General features: G+C 72.8%; 23 protein-coding genes and 2 pseudogenes. 2 read left to right on the forward strand and 23 right to left on the reverse strand.

Features of this window, described 5'->3' with window-relative positions:
- Positions 1-45: 45 nt before the first annotated feature.
- The 19 genes and pseudogenes from BGP03_RS31045 to BGP03_RS31135 form a co-directional block, all read right to left on the reverse strand.
- Entirely contained in the window at positions 46-837 is a 792-nt protein-coding gene (locus tag BGP03_RS31045; RefSeq protein ID WP_296376859.1) for an IclR family transcriptional regulator, read from the reverse strand.
- 27 nt (positions 838-864) lie between these two features.
- On the reverse strand, positions 865-2,157 hold the full coding sequence (locus BGP03_RS31050) for an aromatic ring-hydroxylating dioxygenase subunit alpha (protein WP_296376861.1): 1,293 nt from the start codon (positions 2,155-2,157) through the stop codon (positions 865-867).
- A gap of 16 nt (positions 2,158-2,173) precedes the next feature.
- Positions 2,174-3,157, reverse strand: coding sequence for an amidohydrolase family protein (locus BGP03_RS31055; RefSeq protein WP_298799546.1), 984 nt, complete (start codon positions 3,155-3,157; stop codon positions 2,174-2,176).
- Positions 3,158-3,163: 6 nt separating this feature from the next.
- Positions 3,164-3,667, reverse strand: a complete 504-nt coding sequence (locus BGP03_RS31060; RefSeq protein ID WP_298799545.1) for an aromatic-ring-hydroxylating dioxygenase subunit beta — start codon at positions 3,665-3,667, stop codon at positions 3,164-3,166.
- Positions 3,664-4,380: an alpha/beta hydrolase gene (locus BGP03_RS31065; protein WP_296376867.1), complete on the reverse strand. Its 717-nt coding sequence runs from the start codon at positions 4,378-4,380 to the stop codon at positions 3,664-3,666. Before BGP03_RS31065 ends, BGP03_RS31060 begins: the two co-directional genes overlap by 4 nt.
- A complete protein-coding gene (locus BGP03_RS31070; protein WP_296376868.1) occupies positions 4,377-4,592 on the reverse strand; it encodes a tautomerase family protein in 216 nt (71 codons plus the stop codon). Before BGP03_RS31070 ends, BGP03_RS31065 begins: the two co-directional genes overlap by 4 nt.
- Before the next feature lie 9 nt (positions 4,593-4,601).
- A complete protein-coding gene (locus BGP03_RS31075) occupies positions 4,602-5,375 on the reverse strand; it encodes a fumarylacetoacetate hydrolase family protein (protein ID WP_296376870.1) in 774 nt (257 codons plus the stop codon).
- Positions 5,372-6,181 carry a 2-keto-4-pentenoate hydratase gene (locus BGP03_RS31080; protein ID WP_296376872.1) on the reverse strand — a complete coding sequence of 270 codons (810 nt, stop codon included), beginning with the start codon at positions 6,179-6,181 and terminating at the stop codon, positions 5,372-5,374. Before BGP03_RS31080 ends, BGP03_RS31075 begins: the two co-directional genes overlap by 4 nt.
- A 66-nt stretch (positions 6,182-6,247) precedes the next feature.
- Positions 6,248-6,487, reverse strand: a pseudogene (locus tag BGP03_RS31085) (YetF domain-containing protein); the annotation flags it as partial.
- Positions 6,488-6,756: 269 nt separating this feature from the next.
- Complete coding sequence (locus BGP03_RS31090) at positions 6,757-7,443, reverse strand: cyclase family protein (protein WP_298799543.1); 687 nt, start codon at positions 7,441-7,443, stop codon at positions 6,757-6,759.
- A 10-nt stretch (positions 7,444-7,453) separates the two neighbouring features.
- On the reverse strand, positions 7,454-8,224 hold the full coding sequence (locus tag BGP03_RS31095; RefSeq protein ID WP_298799542.1) for an SDR family NAD(P)-dependent oxidoreductase: 771 nt from the start codon (positions 8,222-8,224) through the stop codon (positions 7,454-7,456).
- 40 nt (positions 8,225-8,264) lie between these two features.
- Positions 8,265-10,715 (reverse strand): xanthine dehydrogenase family protein molybdopterin-binding subunit, encoded by a 2,451-nt coding sequence (locus BGP03_RS31100; protein ID WP_298799541.1) that lies wholly within the window; start codon positions 10,713-10,715, stop codon positions 8,265-8,267.
- Complete coding sequence (locus BGP03_RS31105) at positions 10,712-11,215, reverse strand: (2Fe-2S)-binding protein (RefSeq protein ID WP_298799540.1); 504 nt, start codon at positions 11,213-11,215, stop codon at positions 10,712-10,714. The genes BGP03_RS31100 and BGP03_RS31105 overlap by 4 nt, the downstream gene beginning before the upstream one ends.
- Positions 11,216-11,220: 5 nt before the next feature.
- Positions 11,221-12,168 (reverse strand): xanthine dehydrogenase family protein subunit M, encoded by a 948-nt coding sequence (locus BGP03_RS31110; protein ID WP_298799539.1) that lies wholly within the window; start codon positions 12,166-12,168, stop codon positions 11,221-11,223.
- Positions 12,169-12,238: 70 nt separating this feature from the next.
- A complete protein-coding gene (locus BGP03_RS31115) occupies positions 12,239-14,101 on the reverse strand; it encodes a helix-turn-helix domain-containing protein (protein WP_298799538.1) in 1,863 nt (620 codons plus the stop codon).
- A gap of 68 nt (positions 14,102-14,169) precedes the next feature.
- Positions 14,170-15,300 carry a DUF3500 domain-containing protein gene (locus BGP03_RS31120; RefSeq protein WP_298799537.1) on the reverse strand — a complete coding sequence of 377 codons (1,131 nt, stop codon included), beginning with the start codon at positions 15,298-15,300 and terminating at the stop codon, positions 14,170-14,172.
- The gene (locus BGP03_RS31125) at positions 15,297-16,076 is read right to left on the reverse strand and encodes a GntR family transcriptional regulator (RefSeq protein WP_298799536.1); all 780 of its coding nucleotides are present in this window, start codon (positions 16,074-16,076) and stop codon (positions 15,297-15,299) included. The genes BGP03_RS31120 and BGP03_RS31125 overlap by 4 nt, the downstream gene beginning before the upstream one ends.
- Positions 16,073-17,272, reverse strand: coding sequence for an NAD-binding protein (locus tag BGP03_RS31130; RefSeq protein WP_298799535.1), 1,200 nt, complete (start codon positions 17,270-17,272; stop codon positions 16,073-16,075). Before BGP03_RS31130 ends, BGP03_RS31125 begins: the two co-directional genes overlap by 4 nt.
- Positions 17,269-17,790 carry a pyridoxamine 5'-phosphate oxidase family protein gene (locus BGP03_RS31135; protein WP_296376889.1) on the reverse strand — a complete coding sequence of 174 codons (522 nt, stop codon included), beginning with the start codon at positions 17,788-17,790 and terminating at the stop codon, positions 17,269-17,271. The genes BGP03_RS31130 and BGP03_RS31135 overlap by 4 nt, the downstream gene beginning before the upstream one ends.
- Positions 17,791-17,936: 146 nt before the next feature.
- Here BGP03_RS31135 and BGP03_RS31140 point away from each other — a divergent pair, with 146 nt between their 5' ends.
- Complete coding sequence (locus BGP03_RS31140) at positions 17,937-19,529, forward strand: thiamine pyrophosphate-binding protein (protein ID WP_298799534.1); 1,593 nt, start codon at positions 17,937-17,939, stop codon at positions 19,527-19,529.
- A gap of 41 nt (positions 19,530-19,570) precedes the next feature.
- Entirely contained in the window at positions 19,571-19,738 is a 168-nt protein-coding gene (locus BGP03_RS31145) for a hypothetical protein (protein ID WP_298799533.1), read from the forward strand.
- A 164-nt stretch (positions 19,739-19,902) separates the two neighbouring features.
- Here BGP03_RS31145 and BGP03_RS31150 read toward each other — a convergent pair.
- The 4 genes and pseudogenes from BGP03_RS31150 to BGP03_RS31165 all read right to left on the reverse strand — a co-directional run.
- Positions 19,903-20,628: pseudogene (locus BGP03_RS31150) on the reverse strand (transposase); the annotation flags it as partial.
- 45 nt (positions 20,629-20,673) lie between these two features.
- Complete coding sequence (locus BGP03_RS31155) at positions 20,674-21,075, reverse strand: PP2C family protein-serine/threonine phosphatase (RefSeq protein WP_298799532.1); 402 nt, start codon at positions 21,073-21,075, stop codon at positions 20,674-20,676.
- Positions 21,076-21,359: 284 nt separating this feature from the next.
- Positions 21,360-21,626 carry a hypothetical protein gene (locus BGP03_RS31160; RefSeq protein WP_298799531.1) on the reverse strand — a complete coding sequence of 89 codons (267 nt, stop codon included), beginning with the start codon at positions 21,624-21,626 and terminating at the stop codon, positions 21,360-21,362.
- A gap of 71 nt (positions 21,627-21,697) precedes the next feature.
- Complete coding sequence (locus tag BGP03_RS31165) at positions 21,698-22,225, reverse strand: hypothetical protein (RefSeq protein ID WP_298799530.1); 528 nt, start codon at positions 22,223-22,225, stop codon at positions 21,698-21,700.
- Positions 22,226-22,292: the final 67 nt, after the last annotated feature.

Genomic DNA, 22,292 nt, shown 5'->3' on the forward strand with positions numbered 1-22,292 from the left:
GACGGCGAATCGCGGATCTGGTGACGGCGAGGTTCGAAGATCCCGTCAGCGCGCCAGCGACGGGAAGCCGAGGCTGCGGCTGATGGCCAGCGCCGCGGTGCGCACGGCCGCCTCCAGCCGCACCGGCTGGAGGCGCTGGGCGGGCCCGGTGATGGACAGGCCCGCGACGGCGCGGTTGCCGTCCCGGCCGACGTAGCTCTCGACCACGATCGCTGACGCCACGCAGACGATGCCGCGCGTGCCTTCCTCCCGGTCGTAGGCGACCCCGGTCTCCCGGATGCGGTCCAGCTCCCGGCGGAACCGTGCGGGGTCGGTGATCGTGGTCCCGGTGCGCGCCGGCATGGGCGCCGCCAGCACCCGCTCGACCGCGGAGTCCTCGCTGAACGCCAGCATCGCCTTGCCGAGACCGGTGCAGTAGGCCGGCAGCCGCGACCCGACGGCGGACGGCGCGGGGATGCTGTGCCGCCCGGTCAGCTTCTCGACGTAGACGATCTCGGCGCCGTCGAGCACCCCGAGCTGGACCATCTCGCCGGTCGCGATCAGCAGGTCGGACATGTGGGGAAGGGCGGTGGCGCGCAGCCGCCGCGAGGCGGGGACGTGCTGGCCCAGCTCGAACAGGTGCAGCCCGAGCCGGTACCCGTAGCCGCCGCGCTCCAGCATCCGGTGCGCCACCAGATCGGTGGCCAGGCGATGCACAGTGGCCTTCTTCAGACCGGTCTGGCGGGCGAGCTCGCTGAGCCCGATCTCGCCCGGTGCGCCGGCCACCGTGTCGAGGATGAGCAGCAGCCGGTCACCGACCGAGCGCTGCTCCCCCGCCTCGTCCGTGCTGATGCGCATCGCGCCACCTCGCGTCGCGGCCCGGTGTCACCCGGCGCCGACCATGTCCCGCCACCTGCGCCAGAACGCGCGCTGCTGGATCTCGTCCGCCGCGGTGAACGGACCGCCCGCGGCCTCCTTGTGGATGCCGCGCGAGATGTCCGACCACGGCGACTCGGCGGCGGTCGCGAACCCCTGCTGGCAGCTCTCGCAGGCCTCCATGTCGTCGGGGGTGGCCAGCCCGCCCGGCCCCTGGAAGGTCACGTACGAGTCGAGCCGGCGGGCCCGGACGGACTCGGGCTCGCCCTTGGTGGCCAGCGTCCACTGCGCGATGACGGTCCGCCCCGCGGACGTCGGCGTGATGGTGCGGACCACCACGCCCATGATGTCGTTGACGACGAGGTTCGGGAAGACCAGCAGGTTCCGGTCGGTCGTCGCGATCCGCTGGGCCCGTTCCGCATCGAACCGGCTCTCCAACTCGGCGCGGCGCGCCTCGACGTACTCCCGGTTCTCCTCCCCCATCGCCGGCGTCCAGCGCGCCACCGGCCGCGCCCACGGCCCCTCGACGGTGATCACGGCGTGGCCGTTGCCAAGGTCGCGGGCCTCGGTGGGCTTGCGCGGATCGAGGTAGGAGTCCTCGGTCGACTTGAGGTAGTCGAAGTAGGTGCGGTGCAGCGGGATCAGGTGGTAGCCGTCGAGGCTGTTCTCGACGAAGAGCTTCCAGTTCGCCTCCATCGAGTACTCGTGCACCCCCTCGACCACCTCCATCTCCGGGGACTGGTCGGCGACCAGGTCGAGGTACTCCCGCGCCTGCCCCAGGTACTCGGGCAGCCCGACGGCGTCGGGGTCGAAGCAGCAGAAGACGAACCCGCGGTAGACCTCGACGCGTGGCGGCGCGTTCAGCCCGAAGCGGGAGCGGTCGAACGCCGGGCCGTACCCGTCGGCGTCGGGCAGCCCGGTCAGCCGCCCGTCGCTGGCGTAGGTCCAGGCGTGGTAGAAGCACGACATCCCGCGCGCGTTGCCCTGCGGCACCCGGCAGAGCTGCGCACCCCGATGGCGGCACGCGTTGAGGAAGACCCGGACCTCACCGTCGCTGCCCCGCCACAGCACCAGCGGCCGGCCGGCGACGGTGCGGGCGCGGAAGTCGCCGGGGTCACCGACCTCGGAGACGTGCCCGACGTAGAGCCAGCACTTGTCGAAGATCGTCCGCTGTTCCTCGGCGAACACCGCGTCGTCGACGAGTGCGGCCCGGTCGACACGGAAGCAGCCGTCATCGGGCCGGTCGTCGACCATCCCCGCGGTGGCGGTGGCCGTGGTGGCGGGTTCGAGCAGTTCGGTCATGTCTCCAGCTCCTTCGCTAGGACGTCAGCAGCTCCAGCAGGGCTGCCGGGTTGTGCGTGCGGACGGCCGCGGCGAAGCCCTCCGGCAGCCCCGGGCCGTCGAGGAAGGCGACCGGGTCGGCCGGCATGAACGGGTGGTCGGTCCCCAGCACGACCCGGTCGGCGCCCACCACGTCGGCGAGGTGCCGGACCAGCGCGGGATCGAACAGCAGCGGGTCGTACCAGAGCCGGCGAGCCGACCGGGCGGCCGGCTCGGGCATCAGCTCGCGCAGCGCCGGCGTGGAGTCGCGCAGGAAGTCGATGCGGGGCAGCTCGGTGATCAGCGAGCCGCCACCGTGACTGGCCAGCAGCCGCAGCCCGGGGCGGGCCGCGATCGCACCGGTCGCGATGAGGCCGCCGATCGCCGTGCCGATGCTGGCCGGGAACAGGGCGCCGTTGGCCGCCATCGGGTGCGGGTAGTCCGCCGCAGCGGCACCCCCGACGGCGTGCACGAACACGAGCAGGCCCAACCGGGCGGCCTCGTCGAGGAACCCGGCCCACACGGGGGCGTGCAGCGCGGCGGTCGGCGGCTGCGCAGGCACCTCGACCCCGACCAGCCCGGCCGCCGCGATGTCGGCGAGCAGCGCCGCAGCACCGTCGGGATCGCGCAGCGGCACCACTCCCAGACCGGTGTAGAAGCCGTCGTGCGGCCCGATCTCCTCGGCGAGCCAGTCGTTGAAGGCGCGGGCGTAGGCGAGGCCGTCGCCGGCCGAGGCCCAGCCCGCGAACAGCTCGGGCATCGCCGAGAGCAGCTGCCCCGTCGCCCCCGCGGCCGCGGCGTCCACCCGGCGGGCGGCGAGGTCCCACGCGACCCGACGCACGGTGCGGAAGACCTTCCCAGCGACGAGGACGTCGCCGGTGGCCCCGGCGGGTTCGAGCCGAGCCCAGCGCGCATCGGACGCCACCAGCCGGTCGAGGAACGGTGTCCGCGGCGGGACGACGTGGGTGTGCAGGTCGAGCACGGCGACTCAGAGGATGATCGAGACGGTGCCGCCCGCCTCGACGATCCCGTGGTCGAGGGTCGCCACGCGTTCCCGCACCAGGAAGCCGTCCCCGTCGCGCGCGAGGACGTAGCGGTAGGCGCCGAGGAAGTGGTCGAGCTGGCCCAGCCGGGTGCGCATCACGTGGAAGTTGGCATGCACCACGACGTGCGGCCCGTCCTGCTCGGCACGCACGTTCGACACCAGCCTGCGGGTCCGCGAGTGCGGGCTCTCGGCATGCGCGTGCTTGCTCTTGAGGCGGGTGACGCGGCCGCCGAGGCGCAGGTGGTCGTCGTGGATGACCTGCAGGGTGTGCCGTGGGTCCAGGTGGTCCGAGCCGGGGGCGGGCACCCGGTAGATCACCTCGGGGTGCATGAGGGCGAACCAGTCGTCGAGCCGCCAGTCGTCGAGCAGGGCGGCCTCGAGGTAGAGGAACTGCTCCGCCTCGTGCACCAGCTCGGCCGTCGTGGGTTTCGCGAGCGCGCCGGTCATCGGTCCTCCTGCTCCGTCACGGTGGTCAGCAACACCTCGGCCAACCCGTCCGGGTCGGCGAGGAACGGGCTGTGCGAGCCGTCGATCCAGGTCGGCTCGCGGCCGAGCCGGGCGCGCGCTGTCTCCGCCGCCCACGCCGCGGAGACGGCGCGATCGGCGCGGCAACCGACGTAGTGCATCGGCACGTCCGGGTAGGTGGTCAGGGGAGTGGTCTCGGCGATCGGGGCGGGCGACTGCGGGCGCAGCTGCGCGGCCGCCCACTCCGCCGTCGACGGCACGCAGTCGTGGTAGAAGAGCTCGGCCGCCACGTCGACCGGCCAGACGGACCGGCCGTGCTCGTCGCGGCCCTGCTTCGGCAGCGCCTCGGTGTAGAACCACTCGGCCATCGGGCGGCCGGCGCCGAGCTGCTGCTTCCACGACCGGCCGGGGTCGGGGAGCAGCGCGGCGAGGAACACCAGCGCCGCCACCGGCACCCGCTCCGGTACGAGCGGGATGGCCAGCCCGGCCAGCGAGTGCCCGACGACGACGTCGCGACCCGGTTCGCGCACCGCCGCCGCGATCACATCGGCGTAGCGGTCGGCGCCGGCGTCGAGCTCGTCCGAGGGCAGGGTCACGGCGGTGGCCCTGTGCCCGCGGCGCTCCAGCGCGGCGATCTGGTCCGCCCAGCACCACGGACCGTGCCAGCCGCCGTGCACCAGCACGACGTGGGTCATCGCGACGCGCCCTGTCCCTGCGCCGCCTGCTTCTCGGCGAGGGTCTGGCCGCCGACGAGCACCTCGGTGACCGGCACCTCGACGATCCACACCCGCACCGACGCCTCGGGCACGGCGAGCGCGTCGGCCGCAGCGGCGGAGACCGCGCGGATCAGGGCGTCCTTCTGGTCGGTGGTCCGGCCCGCGCCCAGGTTGACCTGGATGAACGGCATGGTGCGCTCCTAGTGATCGGCGCCGAGGGTGACGCTGCCGAGACCGCTGAGAGTCGCGGTGACGGTGCTGCCCGGCGTGAGCGGGACGGGGGCGGTCAGGCCCCCGGACAGGACGACCCAGCCGGCCTCGAGCCGGCGGCCGACCTCGACGAGCCGGTCGGCCATGAACGCGACGGCGGCGGCGGGATGACCCATCACGGCCGCCCCGGCGGCGGACTCGACGACCCGGCCGTCGACCTCCAGCACGCAGCCGGCGAGCGCGAGGTCGCCGGTCGGCGCGACGAGGTCGTCCCCCAGCGCGAACGCGGCCGAGGACGCGTTGTCGGCCACCGCGTCGAGGTGGGTGAACCGGAACCCCTCGTACCGGCTGTCGATCACGTCGAGCGCCGGGCAGACGTAGCGGGTGGCGGCGAGGACGTCGGCGACGGTCACCCCGGGGCCCTCCAGCGGCTCGCCGAGGACGAACGCGATCTCCGGCTCCACCCGGGGATGGATCATCTCCTTCAGCGACAGTCGGGTGCCCGACCGGCGCACCATCCCGCTGGTGACGAGCCCGTACAGCGGCGTGTCGACGCCCATCGCGAGCTGCTTGGCACGGCTGGTGAGGCCGAGCTTGCCGCCGACGAGCCGCTCGCCCCGGCCGAGCCGAAGGTCAACCAGCGCGCTCTGCACGCGGTAGGCGGTCGCGGTGTCGGCGAGGCCGTCGCCGGTCAACGGCGCGACCGGCGTGCAGCGCGTCGCCGCGTCGTCGAGCCGGCCGGCCCAGGTTCGCACGTCGCTCATGCCGCCCGCTCCCGACCGGCGCTGAACGCGACCCCGACGTGGCCGAGGTGCTCGAAGTCGGCGCGGACGGTGTCGCCCGGCTGCATGTCTACAGCGCGCGTGCAGGTCCCCGGCATGATCAGGTCACCGGCGCGCAGGCTCCCACCGCTGCCGGCGATGGTGGTGGCCAGCCAGGCGACCGCCTGTGCCGGGTTGCCGAGCACCGCGCCGCCGGCGCCGGTCTCGACGATCTCCCCGTTGCGCCGCAACACGACACCCATGAGGCGCGGGTCGAGTCCGGCGATGGGGGTTCGAGTGCCGCCGAGCACCACCCTGGCCGAGGAGGCGTTGTCAGCCACGGTGTCGACGATCCCGATCCGCCAGTCGGTGATCCGGGAGTCGATGATCTCCAGTGCGGGGAGTACGAACGCGGTGGCGGCCAGCACGTCGGCCACGGTCACCCCGGGGCCCTGCAGGGGCCGGTCCAGGACGAACGCCAGCTCCGGCTCGACCCGCGGCGCGATCAGGGCGTCGACGGGCAACGGGGTCCCCTCGGGGTGGAACATCGACCCGAAGAGGTGGCCGAAGTCGGGCTGGTCCACACCGAACTGCTGCTGCATCACCCGCGCGGTCAGGCCGACCTTGTGTCCGCGCACCGCGTCGCCCTCCGCGACGCGCAACCGCGTCACCTCGAGCTGGATGCGGTAGGCGTCGGCGATGTCGGCGTCCGGGTGCCGGTCGCTGATCGGGCGGATCGGGGCCGCGCGCAGCTCGGCCTCGCGGAGTTCCGCGGCGAGCCGTCGGACATCCTCTTCGGTGAGTGACATGCGCTCAGCGTCGGGGCCGCCGCGGCGGCGGTCAGCCGATCGGTCCGCCGAGTGGACTGCTCGGCGTCACCTCGGGGTCCGCAGGACATCCACGAGGAGCGACTCGTCGATCCCCGCCCGCACGACGCTGATCTGCCCGGTGCGTTCCAGCACAACGCACCCGACGTCGGCCCGGTCGCCGATGCCGCCCAGGCGCAGCAGCTGGCGGATCTCATCCTCGGCCACCCGCGCGCGACGCATGGCATCGCGGCGCAGATCCGGCCCGAGCATCAGAAGCACCGGTTCCCGGTCGAGCAGGCGGCGGACCGGCCGGAACCTGTGCCCAGTGCCAGCGCCCGCTGCGCGAGCCGACTTCCACTCCGCGGCTCCGACGCCATCGCCGTCGCCGCCCCATCACCACGATCCTTACCACCGACCGCCGCCACTTCAGCGTGGTCCACCCCGAACACATCGAGGTCGACATCCTGCCGTAGCCGAGCAAGGATCGAAACGGAGCTGGAGGTCGACATTACTGGTCGCAGCCAGCAACGCCAGCAGGCAGAGGACGGCTATCAGCCAGTCCAGTACCACCTCGCTCAGCCCACCAGCGCCACGGCTCGGGTCGGACCGCCGTGAGCTCCCTGGAGCTTGAGCGGGAAGCCGACGAAGGTGAACCGGGTGTTCACAATCTTGTCGAGGTTCGCCAGGTTCTCGTAGTGGGTGATGTGCTCACGGCGGCACATCATGTGGCACGGGTAGCTGGTGCTCGCGGGGTTGTCGGGCGTCGGGCTGTCGACGCCGAACGTCTTGATCCCCTTCTCCACGATCCATTCGCTGGCCGACGCGCCGAGCCCCGCGAACTCGCTGAGGTAGCGTTTGTCGCCGTTGTACCGGTTCCAGGTCGCGGTGTGGAAGAGCACGATGTCGCCGCGCCGCACGTCCACCGGCGAGTCGGCGACGATCCGGTCGAGGTCCTCGGCGGTGATGTCGGTCTGGGGCTTGAACTCGGTGACGTCGAGGCACACGGCGGTGCCGTAGAACAGGTCCAGCGACATCTTCTCGATGGTCTCGGCGGACGGGTCCGGGTCGAGGTGGGAGAAGGAGTCGACGTGGGTGGGCCCGTTGTCGTTGAGCATGAACCCGGTGGTCTGGAAGGAGAACCCGCTGTCGAAGCGCGGGGCGGTCTCCTCGTGCGTGGCGTGGTCGAACTGCACGGTCTTCAGGTGGCCCGGGTAGACCTTCATGCCCTCGTAGATGTCCTGGGACAGGTCGATCAGCTGCATGGTCGGCTCCTCAATACATCACGACGCCTGCGGTCACGTTCATGTCCTCGCCGGTGATCGACGCCGCGGCGTCGGAGGCGAGGTAGGCGCACGCCGCCGCCACCTCCCCCGCCACGACGAGCCGCCCGAGCGGCGACGCCCCGGTGAAGGCGGCGAGCGCCTCGGCCGCGCTGATGCCGCGCGCGGCAGCCTGGCGGGCGATCACGTCGTCGATGCGGGGGCCGGCCACCGCGCCCGGGCAGACCGCGTTGACGCGGATGCCGTGCGGGCCCAGCTCCACTGCGAGCGTCCGGACCAGGCCGATCACGCCCATCTTCGCGGCCGCGTAGGGCGTGCGGCCGTGCAGCGGGCGCTTGCCCGTCATCGACGAGACGCCGATCATGCTGCCCTCCCCCGCCGCGATCAGCGCCGGGGCGAACGCGCGGAAGGTGAGGAACACCCCGTCGAGGTCGGTGGCGACGCAGTCGCGCCAGTCGGCGAGCGCGATCTCGTGCAGCGGCGCAGTCGGCCCGGCGATCCCGGCGTTGGCGACGACGGTGTGCACCGTCCCGAGCTCCATCGCGGCGGCGGCCATGTCCGCCACCGACGCCTCGTCGCGGACGTCGCACGCCAGCGCGAGCGCGGTGCCCCCGCCGGCCTCGACGTCGTCGACGGTCTCCTTCAGCGTCGCGGGGTCGCGTGCCGTGACGGCCACGGCGAACCCCGCGGCACCGAGCGCGACGGCGATGGCGCGCCCGATGCCACGGTTGGCCCCGGTGACGACGGCGACGCGCACGCTCACCGCGACACCCCCGCACGCAGACCCCGACTCGCGCGCATCGTCACCCCGACTCGCGGGACTTCGCGGCGCGGATGGCCGCGCGCAGGCGGTCCGGGGTGATCGGCAGCTCCGTCACGCGGACCCCGAGGTGCGCCAGTGCGTCGTTGACCGCCACGTTGATCGCCGCGGGCGCCATCATCCGGCCGCCCTCGCCACCACCCTTGATGCCGTGCAGCGTGTACGGCGACGGCGTCTCGTGGTGGCCGATCTTCAGCTCCGGCACCTCCATCGCCGACGGGATGAGGTAGTCGAGGTAGCTGGAGGTGAGCAGCTGCCCGTCGTCGTCGTAGACGAACTCCTCGTAGAGCGCCGTGCCTATACCCTGCGCGGTACCGCCGACGATGTGGCCGGCCAGCGAGCGCGGGTTCACCAGGGTGCCGCAGTCGTGCACGGCGGCGTAGGCGAGGAACGAGACGCTGCCGGTCTCGAGGTCCACCTCCACCACGGGCACGTGGCAGGCGTGGCCCATGAACGGGTAGAAGACGCCGAGGTCCTTGCGGTCGGCCGAGGGCATCGTCGTGTACGGGTGGTCGAAGACCTTGGAGTCCTCGAGCCCGCTCTCCATGTCCTCGGGGAAGCTGTGCTTGAACAGGTGCAGCATCACCGCGATGTCGGCGAGGCTCTTGCGCTGCTCGGGCACGCCCTTGACCTGGAAGCCGCCGTCCACCCACTCCATGTCGTCGGGGTTGGCCTCCAGCAGGTGCGCGGCCGCGCGCAGCGCCTTCGCCTTGATCTTCGCGGTGGCGCCCTCGACGGCACCGGCGAGCATCACCGTGGTGCGCGAGCCGCCCGGACCCGTGGCGGGCAGGCCGTTCTTGCTGCCCTGGTAGACGATCGCGACGTCGTGCGGGTCGCAGTCGAACTCCTCCGCGACGAGCTGCGCCACCATCGTCTCCGGGGAGTTGCCCCAGAACGCGCAGGAGTACAGCGTGGCGGTGATGCCGCCGGTGGCGTCGACCTTGAGCGTCACGCTCTCCGGCATCGACGTCACCGGCGCACCGGGCTCGTCGAACCAGAACCAGAACTCGGTCGCGGAGAACACCGAGCGCTCCTGCGCGGTGATCAGCCCGATGCCGATGCAGCGGCCCTCCTCGCGGGCCTTCGCCTGCTCGGCGCGCCAGTGCTTGTAGTCCGAGAGCTCCAGCGCCTTGTCCAGGACGCCGTCGTAGTCACCGGAGTCGTAGACGTTGCCGGTGGGGATGAAGTGCGGGAACTCGCGGATGAAGTTCTGACGCCGGATCGCGACCGGGTCGAGGTCGAGCTCGCGGGCGGCCTTGTCCACCATCTGCTCGAGCATCCAGTTGTTCACCTCGGAGCCGAAGCCGCGGTAGGCGCCCTGCTGGTTCTTGTTCGTCATCGCCGCACGCACCCGGTAGCGCACGCTCGTCATCGCGTACGGGCCGACGACCTGGGCGAGGGCGTTGCCGTGGTGGCCGACGCCGAACTGGATGTAGGCGCCGTAGTCCTCGACGGTGTCGATGTCGATGCCGCGGATGGTGCCGTCGCGCATCATGGCCAGGCGCACGTCGTACACGCGGTCGGAGCCGTGGTGGTCGCAGTTGGAGATGTTGTCGACGCGGTCCTCGAGGTACTGCACGGGATGCCCGACCTCGCGCGAGCACATCCCGGCGATCACCGCGGGCTTGGTGGCGAACAGCTTCGAGCCGAAGCTGCCGCCGGCCGGGACGGGGCGGATGTCGAGCTTGTTGGCCGGGATCTTCATCGTGCCGGCCACCATGAACAGGTAGCTGGTGAAGCTCAGCGAGTTGGTGTGCACGGTGAGCTCGCCGGTGGCGTGGTCGAAGTCGGCGAGCGCGCCGACGGTCTCCAGCGGCTGGCCGCCCGAGCGGTGCCAGCGCAGCCGGTCGGTGACGATCACATCGGCCTCGGCGAAGTCCCTTTCCACGTCCCCGAAGTCGAACGTGCGCTCGTAGGCGCAGTTGGAGCCCAGGTCGTCGTGGACGAGCGGCGCCCCGTCCGCCAGCGCCCGTTCCGGGTCGACGACGGCGGGCAGCGGCTCGTACTCCACGTCGATCAGCGCGAGCGCATCCTCGGCCAGGTAGCGGCTGTCGGCCACCACCACGGCGACGCCCTCGCCGACGTAGCGCACCTTGTCCACGGCGAGGCAGCGCCAGGTGTGTTTGGCCGGGTCGGGCCCGAAGTCGGGCAGCGGGTCGCACAGCTGCGCGGCCTGTGCACCCGTGATCACGGCGTGCACACCCGGGGCGGCGAGCGCCTCGGCGGCGTCGATGCCGGTGATCCGGGCGTGGGCGTGCGGGCTGCGCAGCACGGCGGCGTGCAGCATGCCGGGCACCGTCATGTCACCGATGTAGCCGCCGCGCCCGCGCAGGAACTTGGGGTCCTCGACGCGGCGGATCGACTGCCCGACCCACTTGCGGTTCTCCTTGTGCGTGCGGACGGGCGGTGCGTCCGGGCGGTCCATCGTGGTCATGCCTGGGCTCCGGTCGTCTCGGCAGAGTCGGCCTTCATCCGCGCCGCGGCGGCGCAGACGGCCTCGGTGATGAACTGGTAGCCGGTGCACCGGCAGAGGTTGCTCGCGATGCCCTCGCGCACCTGGTCGTGCGTCACGTCGGGGTTCCCCTCGATGATCTCGCAGGCGCGCATGAGCATCCCGGGTGTGCAGTAGCCGCACTGCAGACCCTGCTTGTCCCAGAACTCGTCCTGCAGCGGGTGCAGCTCCGCGCCCTTGGCCAGCCCCTCGACGGTGCGGATCTCCGCGCCGTCGACCTGCACCGCGAACGTGGTGCAGGAGCGGATGCTCTCGCCGTCGCGCAGCACCGTGCAGGTGCCGCAGACGCCGTGCTCGCAGCCGACGTGGGTGCCGGTGAGCCCGAGGTCCTCGCGCAGCACGTCGACGAGCAGCTTGCGGGGCTCCACCGACACGGTGGACGTGCGGCCGTTGACGGTCAGGGTGACGTCGTGGCGATCCATGCCGCTCACCTCCGGTCCCCGGCGCGGGAGAGCGCCAGCTCGATGCCACGGCGCAGGTAGCTGCGCGCGATGTCGGTGCGGGTCTCGCGGCCGCCGTGCACGTCACCGGCCGGCGAGAGCCCGGCGACGGCGGCGTCCACCGCCGCCCGGATCGAGGCGTCGTCCGGCACGGTGCCGGTCAGCGCCTCCTCGGCCGCGGTGGCCCGCACCGGGACGGGGGCGACCCCGCTCAGCGCGATCGACGCCCGCGCCACCGTGCCGCCGTCCAGCTCGACGACCGCCGCGACGCCGACGAGGGCGAAGTTGCCGTGCGTGCGCGCGAACTCCACGAAGGCGTGGCCCCCCGCGCGACGCGGGATGCGCACCTCGGTGAGGATCTCGCCGGACCCGATCGCGGTCGAGAACGGGCCGGTGAAGAAGTCGGCGGCCGCGACCGTGCGCGTGCCGCCCAGGCCGGCCAGGACGAGCTCGGCGTCCAGGGCGAGCACGACGGCGGGCAGCTCGGCGGCCGGGTCGGCGTGGGCGATGCTGCCCCCGACCGTGCCACTGTTGCGGATGGGCGGGTGCGCGACGTAGCCGAGCGCCTCCGCCAGCAGCGGCGCGCCGACCGCGATCTCGGGCGCGTGCTCGGCGTGCGACTGGCGCACCATCGCGCCGATCACCAGCGTGTCGCCCTCGGTCCGGATCCGCGTCAGCTCCTCGATGCGGCGCAGGTCGATCAGGTAGGCGGGCTGGGCGAGCCGGAAGTTCATCAGCGGCACCAGGCTCTGCCCGCCGGCGAGGGCCCGGGCGTCGTCGTCGGCGTGCGCGCCCAGCAGCTCGACGGCCTCCGCCACGCTCGTCGGCGCGGCGTACTGGAACGGGGGCGGTTTCACGGCGACCTCCTTGTCGTCCGCGCCGCGGCCGGGACGTGCAGCCGCGGGCGCGGTGTCGATCGTGACGAGTCCGCTCACCGGCGGACCATGTGTGGTCACCCAGAACAACCGCGGATGTGCTGGGCAGGCCCACAGACCCGGGCGGGAACTAGGGAGCCTCGACCTGCACGATGTCGCGCACCGTCAGCGCGAGCTGGAGATCCAGCCGGGTGTCGCTGCGCCGGAGGCTGCGGCCGGTGAGCTTCTCGATGCTGGCGATCCGGTAACCCACCGTGTTGGGGTGCACCACGAGCGCCCGTGCCGTGGCCGAGGTGGAGCAGCCTGCGGCGAGCCACGCCCGCAGGGTGGGGAGCAGGTCGCCGCCGCGCTGGCCGTCGTGGGCCACGACGGGGCGCAGCAGGTTCCGCGCGAACCGGCGCAGCGTGTCGGGCGCGCCCTCCTCCAGCAGGAACGCCGCCAGGCCGAGATCCCGGACGTCGACGAGCCCCCCGGGACGGGCCGTGCGCCGCAGCCGCACCGCTCCCCGGGCCACGCGGTAGGCCGACCCGTGGTCGGCGAGGCCGTCGGCCACCGGCCCGATCGCGATGGTCGCGGTGCGCTCGGGCAGGGCCAGCTCGACCTGCGCGAGGACGCCGCGCAGCACGTCGTCGAGACCGGGACCGTCGGGGAACAGCAGGACGTGGACGTCCTCGTGCGGCCCGACCAGTGGCGGCGTGGCCTGCCGCGCGGCCGCGCGCACGACCTCGGCCAGCCGGGGCGTGGGCCCGGGCGGGTCGAGCGCGAGCACCGCGACGACGTGGGGGCGGTCGAGATCGTGGCCCAGCGCCGCCGCCCGGTCCAGCACGCCCTGCGGGTGCTGCGGCCCGCCCGGGTGCAGCAGGTCGCCGATCAGGTCGCCCGACAGCCGCTCCTCGACGTCCACCAGGTGCTGGTGCTTGAGCACCTCCAGCGCCACGACCAGCGCGAACCGCTCGATCACCCGGCGCTCCACCGGGGCCGGCGCCGCGCGCGGGTTGGTCACCCACAGCCGCGCGGCCAGCTCGCCGCCGACCACCACCGGCGCCACCCAGACGCCGTGGGCGCGCCCGACGGGATGGCCGACGGCCGACGCGCCGGGGCGGCCCGAGCGGTCGAAGCGCACCTCCACCACCTCGTTGTGGCGGGCGAGCGTGTCCAGCGCCGCCCGGACCGGCCGGCGCCGACGCGCGGCCTCGTCCGGAGGAGCGCGGTAGCCGGTGGCGGGCGCGCGGGCGAGCACCCGGCTGTGGCGGTCCTCGACGGTCACGGACGCGCCGAGCGTGTCGGCCAGCGCGGCGACCAGCCCGGCCAGGCCGACCTCGTCGAGCACCAGCCGCATGAGCGCGCGGTGCTGCCGTTCCGCCCAGTCGGTGACCGCGCGGCTGCGCTGCAGCTCGGCGTTGGTCCGCGAGAGCTCGGTGATCACGTTCTGCTGGTCGTTGCGCAGCCGCGCGGCCTCGCACGCCAGCGCGGCCTGGTCGGCCAGCAGCTCGACGAGCTCCACCTCCGGGGCACCGAACTCCCGGGCGGCCACGGAGTAGGCGACGACCACCCCGAGGGTCCCGGCGGCGGGGGCGTGCAGCGGCGCCGCGATCAGCGCCCGGTACCCCTGCTTGGGCGCGAGGTGCCGCAGCCGCCCGTACCTCACCGCGTTCCCGACGTCGGACACGGCGACGGTCCGGCCCGCCCGGTAGGCCTCGGCGGCGGGCGAGTCCAGGTTCGGGCCGGCCGGGTGGATGAGCAGCGACCCGGTGTCGCTGACGAGGGCGACGTAGTCGCGCGAGAGCCCCCACGAGCCGGCGACCCGCAGGTGCTCCTCGCCGGGCTCGGCCAGCATCACGGCGCAGTACTCGAACCCGATCAGCGCACAGGCCTGCTCGGCGACCCGGGCCAGCACGCCGTCCAGCGGCTCGGCGGCGTTGACGGCCCGCGCGATCTCCCCCACCGCGCTCATCCACGAGCGCAGGGTCGACGGCGCCTCCGGTGAGCCCACCCCAGCACCGTGACGCGGCGGTGCCGGAGCCGCAAGGGGCCGAACGCCTTCTTCCGCGACGCCGGCCATCAGCCGTGGTGCGCGGCCCGGTGCGCGGCGAGCGCGTCGAGCCCGAAGTCGGCCTCGGGGTCGCGCCAGACGGAGTGGGCGTGGTTGGCACCGCGCGCGGTGTCGTCCCACTCCAGCAGCAGCCGCGGAGCCTGCAGACGGTAGTAGTGCGGCGCCCCGGGCCCGGTCGGCCCGGCCCAGGCGAAGTGCACCGCGTCCTCGTCGAGCGGCGGGGCGAGGCCGTCCGGCACGCGGCCCAGGTAGGCGGCCAGCAGGGCGCGCAGGATCTCGCGCTGGCCGGTGTCCAGCGCGGTGGCCGGGATCCCCTTCGGCCCGGCGGTCAGCGCCAGTCGCCGGTGGTCGTCGGCGTCGAAGCCGGACGCCTCCTCCGCCGCCCGGCTCATCCCGGTGATCCGCTCGTGCAGCCGCTGCTCGGTGAAGTGCGTGCGCCAGATGTCGGGCAGCAGGATCATCTCGTCGCCGTCGGAGATGCGGGTGCGGTTGCCGCCGACGATGTCGCTCGGGGCACGGTCGAGCAGCACGGCGCGGGCGGCGGCCTCGGGCGACAGCGACCGCACCAGCTCACGCGCCAGGTCCTCCACCCGGCCCAGCGGCCGCAGCAGCCCGTCCCCGACCAGCGGCGACGACGCGGGGTCGGCCCCGAGGAAGCACGGCGTGGTGGAGCGGACGGCCCCGTCGATCACGAGGACGTTGAGCGAGACGTGGTGGCCGCCGAACCGCCAGCCCCACGCCCCGGCCGGGCCCGGCTCCCCGAAGACCCGCAGGTAGTAGAGGCCGGGGTCCCGGCCCCGCTCCCGCCCCCAGTCGACGGCGAAGTCCTCGACGTGGTCCAGGACGTTCTCCAGGCCCATGATCGTGGCCACGGTGCCGTACCCCGCGGTGGACGTCCCGGCCGCGACGAGCTGCATGGCCCTGCTCTGCTGGGCGGGGCGCTGCGCACCGACGGGGACGCCGCCGTGGTCGGTCGGGGTGTAGAACCAGCGCAGGCGTTCGGCGTCGGTCTCCGGGTCGGCGCCGGGGGCCGGCCAGTGGGCGAGCACGCGCTGATCCGGGTCGAGCACGTCCAACCAGGCCCGGGCGGCGACGGCCATGCGCGTCGCGACGGCGAGCGGAGCGGGTGTCGTGGTCATGCCATGCCCCTCTCGGCGGCGGCGAGCGCTTGACGGATCGCGGCGCGCAGCAGCGCCGGCTCGTGGGTGGGGTCCATCGAGGCGATCAGGGCGAGCCCGGCCCGCGACAGGTGCCGGGCCAGCAGCGTGGCCGCGGCCGGAGCGTCGCCCTCGCGGCACAGCCGGGCGAGCTCGCCGTGCTCGCGGGCCCCGAGGGTCCAGCCGCTGCCCTCCCGGCCGACGTAGACCTTGCGGTACCGGCCGGTGTGCTCGGCCCACAGGGCCATCGAGCTCAGCATCCGCGGCCCGGCATGGGCCACCAGTCCCATGTGGAACCGGTGGTGCAGGCCCTCCCACACGTCGAAACCCCGGCCCTCCGCCGCGGCCACCGCGTCGACGAGCCGGTCGAGCTCGTCGAGGTCGGCGGCGCTGAAGCGCGGCACGCTCAGCCCGAGGGCCAGCGTCTCGGTGGACACGCGCAGCGCGTAGAGGTGCTCGACCTCGTCCACGGACAGGTCGGTGGCTCGGGCCCGCTGGTTGACCTCCACCTCGATCAGGCCCTCGCGCTGCAGCAGCCGGAAGGCCTCGCGCACGGGCCCCCGGCTGACCAGGCGCTCCTTCGCGATCCGGGCCTGCGAGAGGTCCGCGCCGGGGGCGATGTCACCGGAGAGAATGCGCCCGCGCAGGTCCGCGTGGATGACGTCGGTGGCGTCGCGGCCACCCGGGACGACCAGCGGCCGGGTCACCGACTCCTCGTGCACCGGACTGATCATCCCGGACGCCACGACGCGCGTCATCGCCCGGGACCGTACAGGCCGAAGATCAACCGTGGGTCGCCCGGCCGGAAGGTGCCGGTGAACTGGGAGCTGTCACCGATATCCCGGTTGCGCTCGAGCAGCCGGGAACCGAGCGTGAGCTGCGCGGCCTCCCACGCGGCGAGGGCCGCGGGCACGTCGCCGCCCGCGGCCTCGAGCGCGGCGGCGAGGACCCACCCGTCCTCGACCGCCTTCGCCGTGCCGGCCGCGGCGTGCGGGCGGACGGCGAACGCGGCGTCGCCGATCAGGCAGGCCCGGTCGAACACCATGCGCGGCACGCCGATGTCGAACACGGCCTGGACGAACGGCTCCCCGATGCGCGCAACGACCTCCGCGATCGGGGGTGCGAGCAGCGCCGCCGCCGAGCACCGCAGCTCGTCGACCAGCTCGTCGCGCACCGAGCCCGGGGGCAGCGACACCGGCCGCGGCTGCCCGTCGCGGTCGGTGAGGAAGGCGGCCAGGTCGGGCTCTGCCACGTTGCGGTACCAGACCATGTTGACCAGGCGTTCCCCGACGTCGACCGCCCCGTCGGGCCCGGGTATCGGGTAGACCAGGACGTGGCTGTCGGACAGGACCTGGTAGGTCAGCGCGTCGTGCACCGCGTCGAACGTCGGTCCGTCGAGTTCCCGCTCGGGCACCGTCCCCCGCCACGCGACGTAGCCCGCGTAGCGCGCCTCGACCTCGGGCAGCAACGTCGACCGTCCGACCGAACCGATCCCGTCGGCGCAGACGAGCAGGTCGGCCCGTACGGCACCGCCGTCGGCGAAGCACACCTGCACGCCCGTGCCGTCCGTGGCGAAGGACGTCACGTCCCGGCCCAGCCGGTACCGCTCGGTGCCGATCGCGTCGAGCAGGGTCCGGTAGATCGTGTTCCAGGAGGAGAAGCGGTACAGGTGGCGCTGGGAGTGCCGGACCGAACCGTCGCGCTCGAGGAAGCGGATCCAGTCGGTGCTGGAGGTGATCCGCCCGACCGGGATCCCCAGGCGTTCCACTGGGTAGCGCAGGGTCTCGGGCAGCACGGCGATGCCCGCGCCGCGCGCCTGCAGCGTCTCCCGCGATCGCTCGTACACCGTGACGTCGCAGCCGATGTCGCGCAGCAGCAGCGCGGCGGTGAGCCCGCCCAGCGAGCCCCCGACGACCGCGACGGCGGGCATGGCCGCCGCCGTCGTCGCGCTCAAGGACGGCCGAAGGTGGCGATCGAGTCGACGGTGAGCTCGAACAGCACCCGGCGCTCCTCGCGGCCCGGGTCGCGCAGAGCGTAGGCGCCCGGGTCGCCGGTGTACTTGTGCCAGATCCGGTCGAGCTGGGCCGTGACGCGCTGCCCCTCCACCGGGTCGTCCTCGGAGATCTCCCGGCTGACCGTGGCCTTGATGCTGATCCAGTGGTAGGCGTTGGCCGGGTTCATCAGCAGGAACGTGGCCTCCGGGGCCTTGCGCAGCCAGTCGACCTTCCTGCGGTGCGTGGCCAGGTTGAGCAGCACGGTGTCGCCCTCGTAGTCGAACCAGACCGGCGTCAGGTTCGACCGGCCGGTGCCCCCGGTGACGGACACGACCGCCGTGACCGGATCGTCGATCAGCTGTTTGTAGATCGGGTCGAGGTCGCCGAGGCTCGAGACCGAGGCCCGGTCGCCGACCTCGAACTGGCCCGGCTGGGTGCCCTCGGAGACGTCCCGGAACTTGGCCACTGTGATCGCCATCGTTGGCTCCCTCAGATCGACACACGAACTGCTGACACTTCGGCAGAAGCTAGGCGCGCGCGAACGACATGTCCAGGCTGTGAACAGAGCATTCTCCAACGCTACGGTGAGACCATTCGCTAAGTGTCAACACTTGAGGTGGAGACGTGGAGCCGACCACGACCCGCGGGCTGGCCGCCGCACTCGCCGACGGGCTGCTCGCCGCGGGCGTCCGACGCATCTTCGGGGTCCCCGGCGGGGGACCCAACCTCGACGTGATCGGCGCCGCGGCCGAGCGCGGCATCGGCTTCGTCCTCACCCACGGCGAGACGGCCGCCTGCATCGCCGCATCGACCTACGGCCGGCTGACCGGGACACCCGGCACCGCGCTCGTGACCCGGGGACCCGGCCTGACCAGCGCGGCCAACGGTCTCGCTCAGGCAACCCTCGACCGGGCCCCGCTGCTCCTGGTCAGCGACACCGTCCCGGCGTCCACGGCGGACCGCACCGCGCACCAGCGACTGGACCAGGTCGCCGCCGCGGCACCGCTGACGAAGTGGAGCGGCACGCTCGGCTACGGCGGGGCGGCGGCGGTGGCCGAGGCAGCGGCCCGGCTGACCCTGCGCTCCCCGGCTGGGGCCGTGCACCTGGCGTTCGACCCGACGACCGCCGGTGACCTTCCGCCGGAACCGACGGCCCCTCCCGTCGTCGATCCGGAGCACATGACGGACGCACGCAGCCTGGTGGCCGCCGCGCGGCGTCCGGTCGTCCTCGTGGGGGTCGACGCGATCCCCGACGGGGCCGCCGTCCGCCGAGCCCTGGCGGGTCTCGAGTGCCCGGTGCTGGTCACCTACGCGGCGAAGGGCGTGGTGCCCGAATCCTGGCCGACCTTCGCCGGACTGTTCACCGGCGCCGCCGTCGAACAGCCGCTGCTCGCGGAAGCGGACCTGGTCGTCGGGATCGGGCTGGACACGGTCGAGGCAATTCCGGGGCCGTGGTCGGCCCGGGCCGCGGTCGTCCTCGTCCACTCGCACCCCGCCGCGACCGCCTACTTCGGCGATCCCTTGTTGCTCGTCGGCCCTTACACCACTCTTCTGCCCGCCGTCCTGGAGGATGTCGCACCGGACTGGCCGCCCGGCGCGGGGCGCCGCATCCACGACAGCGTCTTCGACCGGCTCGGCGCTCATCCCCCCGCCGGGCCCGGCACCCTCACCCCGCTCGACCTGGTGCGCACAACCCGTGCGGCGCTCGGCGACGTCCTGCTCACCGTCGACGCCGGCGCGCACATGCTCGCCACGATGCCGCTGTGGGCCACGGACGGTCCGGACCCCGTCCTGATCTCCAACGGCCTGTCCACCATGGGGTTCGCCCTACCCGCGGCGATCGGAGTCGCGCTGGCGCGCCCGGGACGCCGGGTCGCCTGTCTGACGGGTGACGGCGGGCTCGGCATGGCCATCTCCGAGATCGAGACGCTCGCCCGCCTGGCCCTCGACGTCACCATCATCGTGTTCAACGACGCGGCGCTCACCCTCATCGCGCTCAAGCAGCGCGACGCTCAGGGCGGCACCCCAGCCGTCACCTACGCGCCGACGGACTTTGCCGCGGTCGCCGGCGCGATGGGCGTGCCCGGTGTCGTCGCCGGAAACGTCGACGAACTGCGCCGCACACTGGAGTCGGTGCCGCACGGGCCGCTGCTGGTCGACGCGCGGATCGACCCCGGCCCCTACCTCCATATCATCGACACGATCAGGGGCCGATAGCACGCGCGCCCGCAACCGGAATCCAGCGACCGAGCCGCCGGATGCACGCCGGCGACCACGTCCGCTTCGAGGTCATCAACGGAGACCACGACACCACCCCGCGACGCCGCAAGCTCGACTGGCTGGGCAGCGTCAGCACCGGCGAACACACCCTGAGCGAGCGCCTCAAGGACGACGTCCGCAACGGAATGGGCCGCCGAGCTGAGTGAGATCCTCGTCGACGCCGGCCCCCTCATCGCCGGCTTCGACGACACCGATGTCTGGCACGAGCAATGCTCACGGCTCCTCGAGACCCTGCCCGGACCGCTCCTCGTTCCGGCGACCATCGCCGCCGAGGTCTGCTACATGATCAGCCGCTACAACTTCGGGTCCCCAGTGCCATCAACGCCACCGCCTCGCCGGCTTTCGCGTCGAGTTCCTGGTCGGGCAGGTGCCCGAGAACCCGGTGCGCGTCACCGACCAGGCCATCCACCAGTTCAGCCCGGGCAGCGGCGTCGTCCCAGGCGATCCGCGGTTTCCCCGGATCGCCGTAGTCGTGAGCCGTCGTGTGCTCGGCGATCACCGCGGCGGCGCCGGGGACCTCGCGGGCGACCCGGCGGACCGCGGCGATCAGCTGGGTGACGGTGTCCTGGGTCGCGACCGCGTCGTCCAGCACCGTGGAGTCCAGCGCTCGGCGGGTCTTCCCGGTGAGTACCCCCGTCTCGGCGACCACGGTCCTGACCGCCTCGAAGATCCGGTTCGGGCGCTCACTACGGGAGAGCCCGCGGCGCCAGTAGGTCAACGTCGTCGGGTGAAACCCCGGGTCGGTGACCGCGAGCCCGCACGCGGCCTTCCAGCGCAGATCGAAGGTCAGCGCCTCGGTCGCTTCCCTGTCCGAGAGCCCGTGCAGGGTCTGCAACACGATCACCGAGGCGACCACCTCGACCGGAACCGACGGACGGCCGCGGCCTGTGGCGAACAGGTCCGCGAACAGCTCGGCACCGAACAGATCGTGGCGGTGTGAGGCCGGGAACGCGAACACCCCGCCCTCGGGCAACAGATGACCGGCCAGCGACTCGACATCCAACAGCTCACGCTGCGGATCAGAACGACCCTTCACGTGGGTGTCGGTCCACGATTTTCAGCAGTCCCCTAAATGAGGTGGTCATGGTCGGGCTCGCAGCAGCATGAGTGCGATGTCGTCTCGGGCGTGGCCGTCCTGGAAGGCCAGGACGTCGGCGAGCAGGGTGTCCGCGATCTCGTCGAGCTGGGTCCCCGCGCAGGAGCTCAGCAACGTCCGGAGGCGATCGGTTCCGTAGAAGCCGTCGCTACCGCGGGCATCGATCACGCCGTCGGTGTAGAGCACGAGCGCATCCCCCGGACCGAGACGCAACTCGTGTTCGGGCACGTCCAGGTCACGGTAGACCCCCAGGACCGTGCCTGCCATGGTGATGGTCTGCTCCCGCTCGGATGCCTTCTCAGCCGCCAGCGCCGCGCGTTCCTGGCGCTCCTGCTCGCGAACCTGCTGACGGGCCCACTGCTCATGGTCATTGCGACGCTGCGCCACACGCGGCCCCTGGGTAGCCGCACTACAGTGCAGGGTAAGTGCGCAACCACGGGGTGCGGTACAGCCACCGGAGTGGCGGCGACCAACCGTCTCGATAGGCCACAGTTGATCACTATCGGATCTTCTGTGTCTTATATATGCAGGTCAAGACTCCGAGCCGGAGGAGGGGATCGAACCCTCGGCCTACCGCTTACAAGACGCTCGTTCCGCGACTTCCAGGGCCTCTACCTGCGATAAAAGTCGTCGTCCTGGCCTCATGGACAGCGTCTGAGCACGGCGTCCGCCTACGTTTCGTGCCACATGTGGTGCCACGTCCCGGCCAGCGCGTCGAGATCGACGTCTCCCTCCTCGGTCAGTCCGGGAAGCACCATCAGCTCGGCGCCGGCCACCCTGAGCCGGTACTCCTGCCGGCCGCGATCTGCCGCGACCACCACCAGAGCGTCGACAGCCGCCCCGGCCGCAGCCGCGTGCGTCGCCTCGTGCCCGGACGCGACCGTCTGCACGTTCTCTACCCCGCTCGGGAGCACCCCAACCCACCACTTCACGTCCATGCCCGCGATGGTGACGCACTCGGGGCGGCCGCGTCGGCGACCGCCCCGAGTTGTCCACAGTTGTCCGCCTGCTACTCGTCGTCGGTGGGGTTGTCGCCGAGCAGCCGCGCGGCCTGCCGCCACGTGCGGTGCATCGAGGCGAACGCCGTGGCGTCGTGGACCAGCCACGTGATCGGGCCGACCTTGATCCGCAGCACCGCCGGAACGGCGCCGTCGGCGCGCGCGGGCTCCAGCCCCGCGGTCACCTGCGGGGTACCGACGAGATGCACCATCGCCGACACGGTGGACGGCCCGATCAGCAGCGGGCGGCGCCCGGTCACCGCCGGAGTAAGCCCGCGCGCGTGCACGGCCGCATCCGCCCACCCCTCCGCGACGGCCCGTGCGGTGATCCCACTGCGGAGGTATACGAGCACATTTCCGAGGACGATTCCCAGCTGCTGCTCGGGCGTGGCCGCGTGGGTGAGGTCAAGGCGCGCCGGGACGAGTCCGGCGGCTCGGACGACCACCTGGGTCACCACCGATGCCGAGGTGATCAGCCGCGCCTGCGGCTGAGCGGTTGTGGGCTGTGTGTCGGCGGTGCGTGCACGTCGTGCGGTCATGGTGGCCTCCGTAAGGTTGTTGATGTTCGGGACGGGAGGTTCCGGACGCCCGGGACGGCAGGGTGTG

The organism is Pseudonocardia sp. 73-21 (assembly GCF_001899645.1).
In the GTDB taxonomy this organism is placed as follows: domain Bacteria; phylum Actinomycetota; class Actinomycetes; order Mycobacteriales; family Pseudonocardiaceae; genus Pseudonocardia.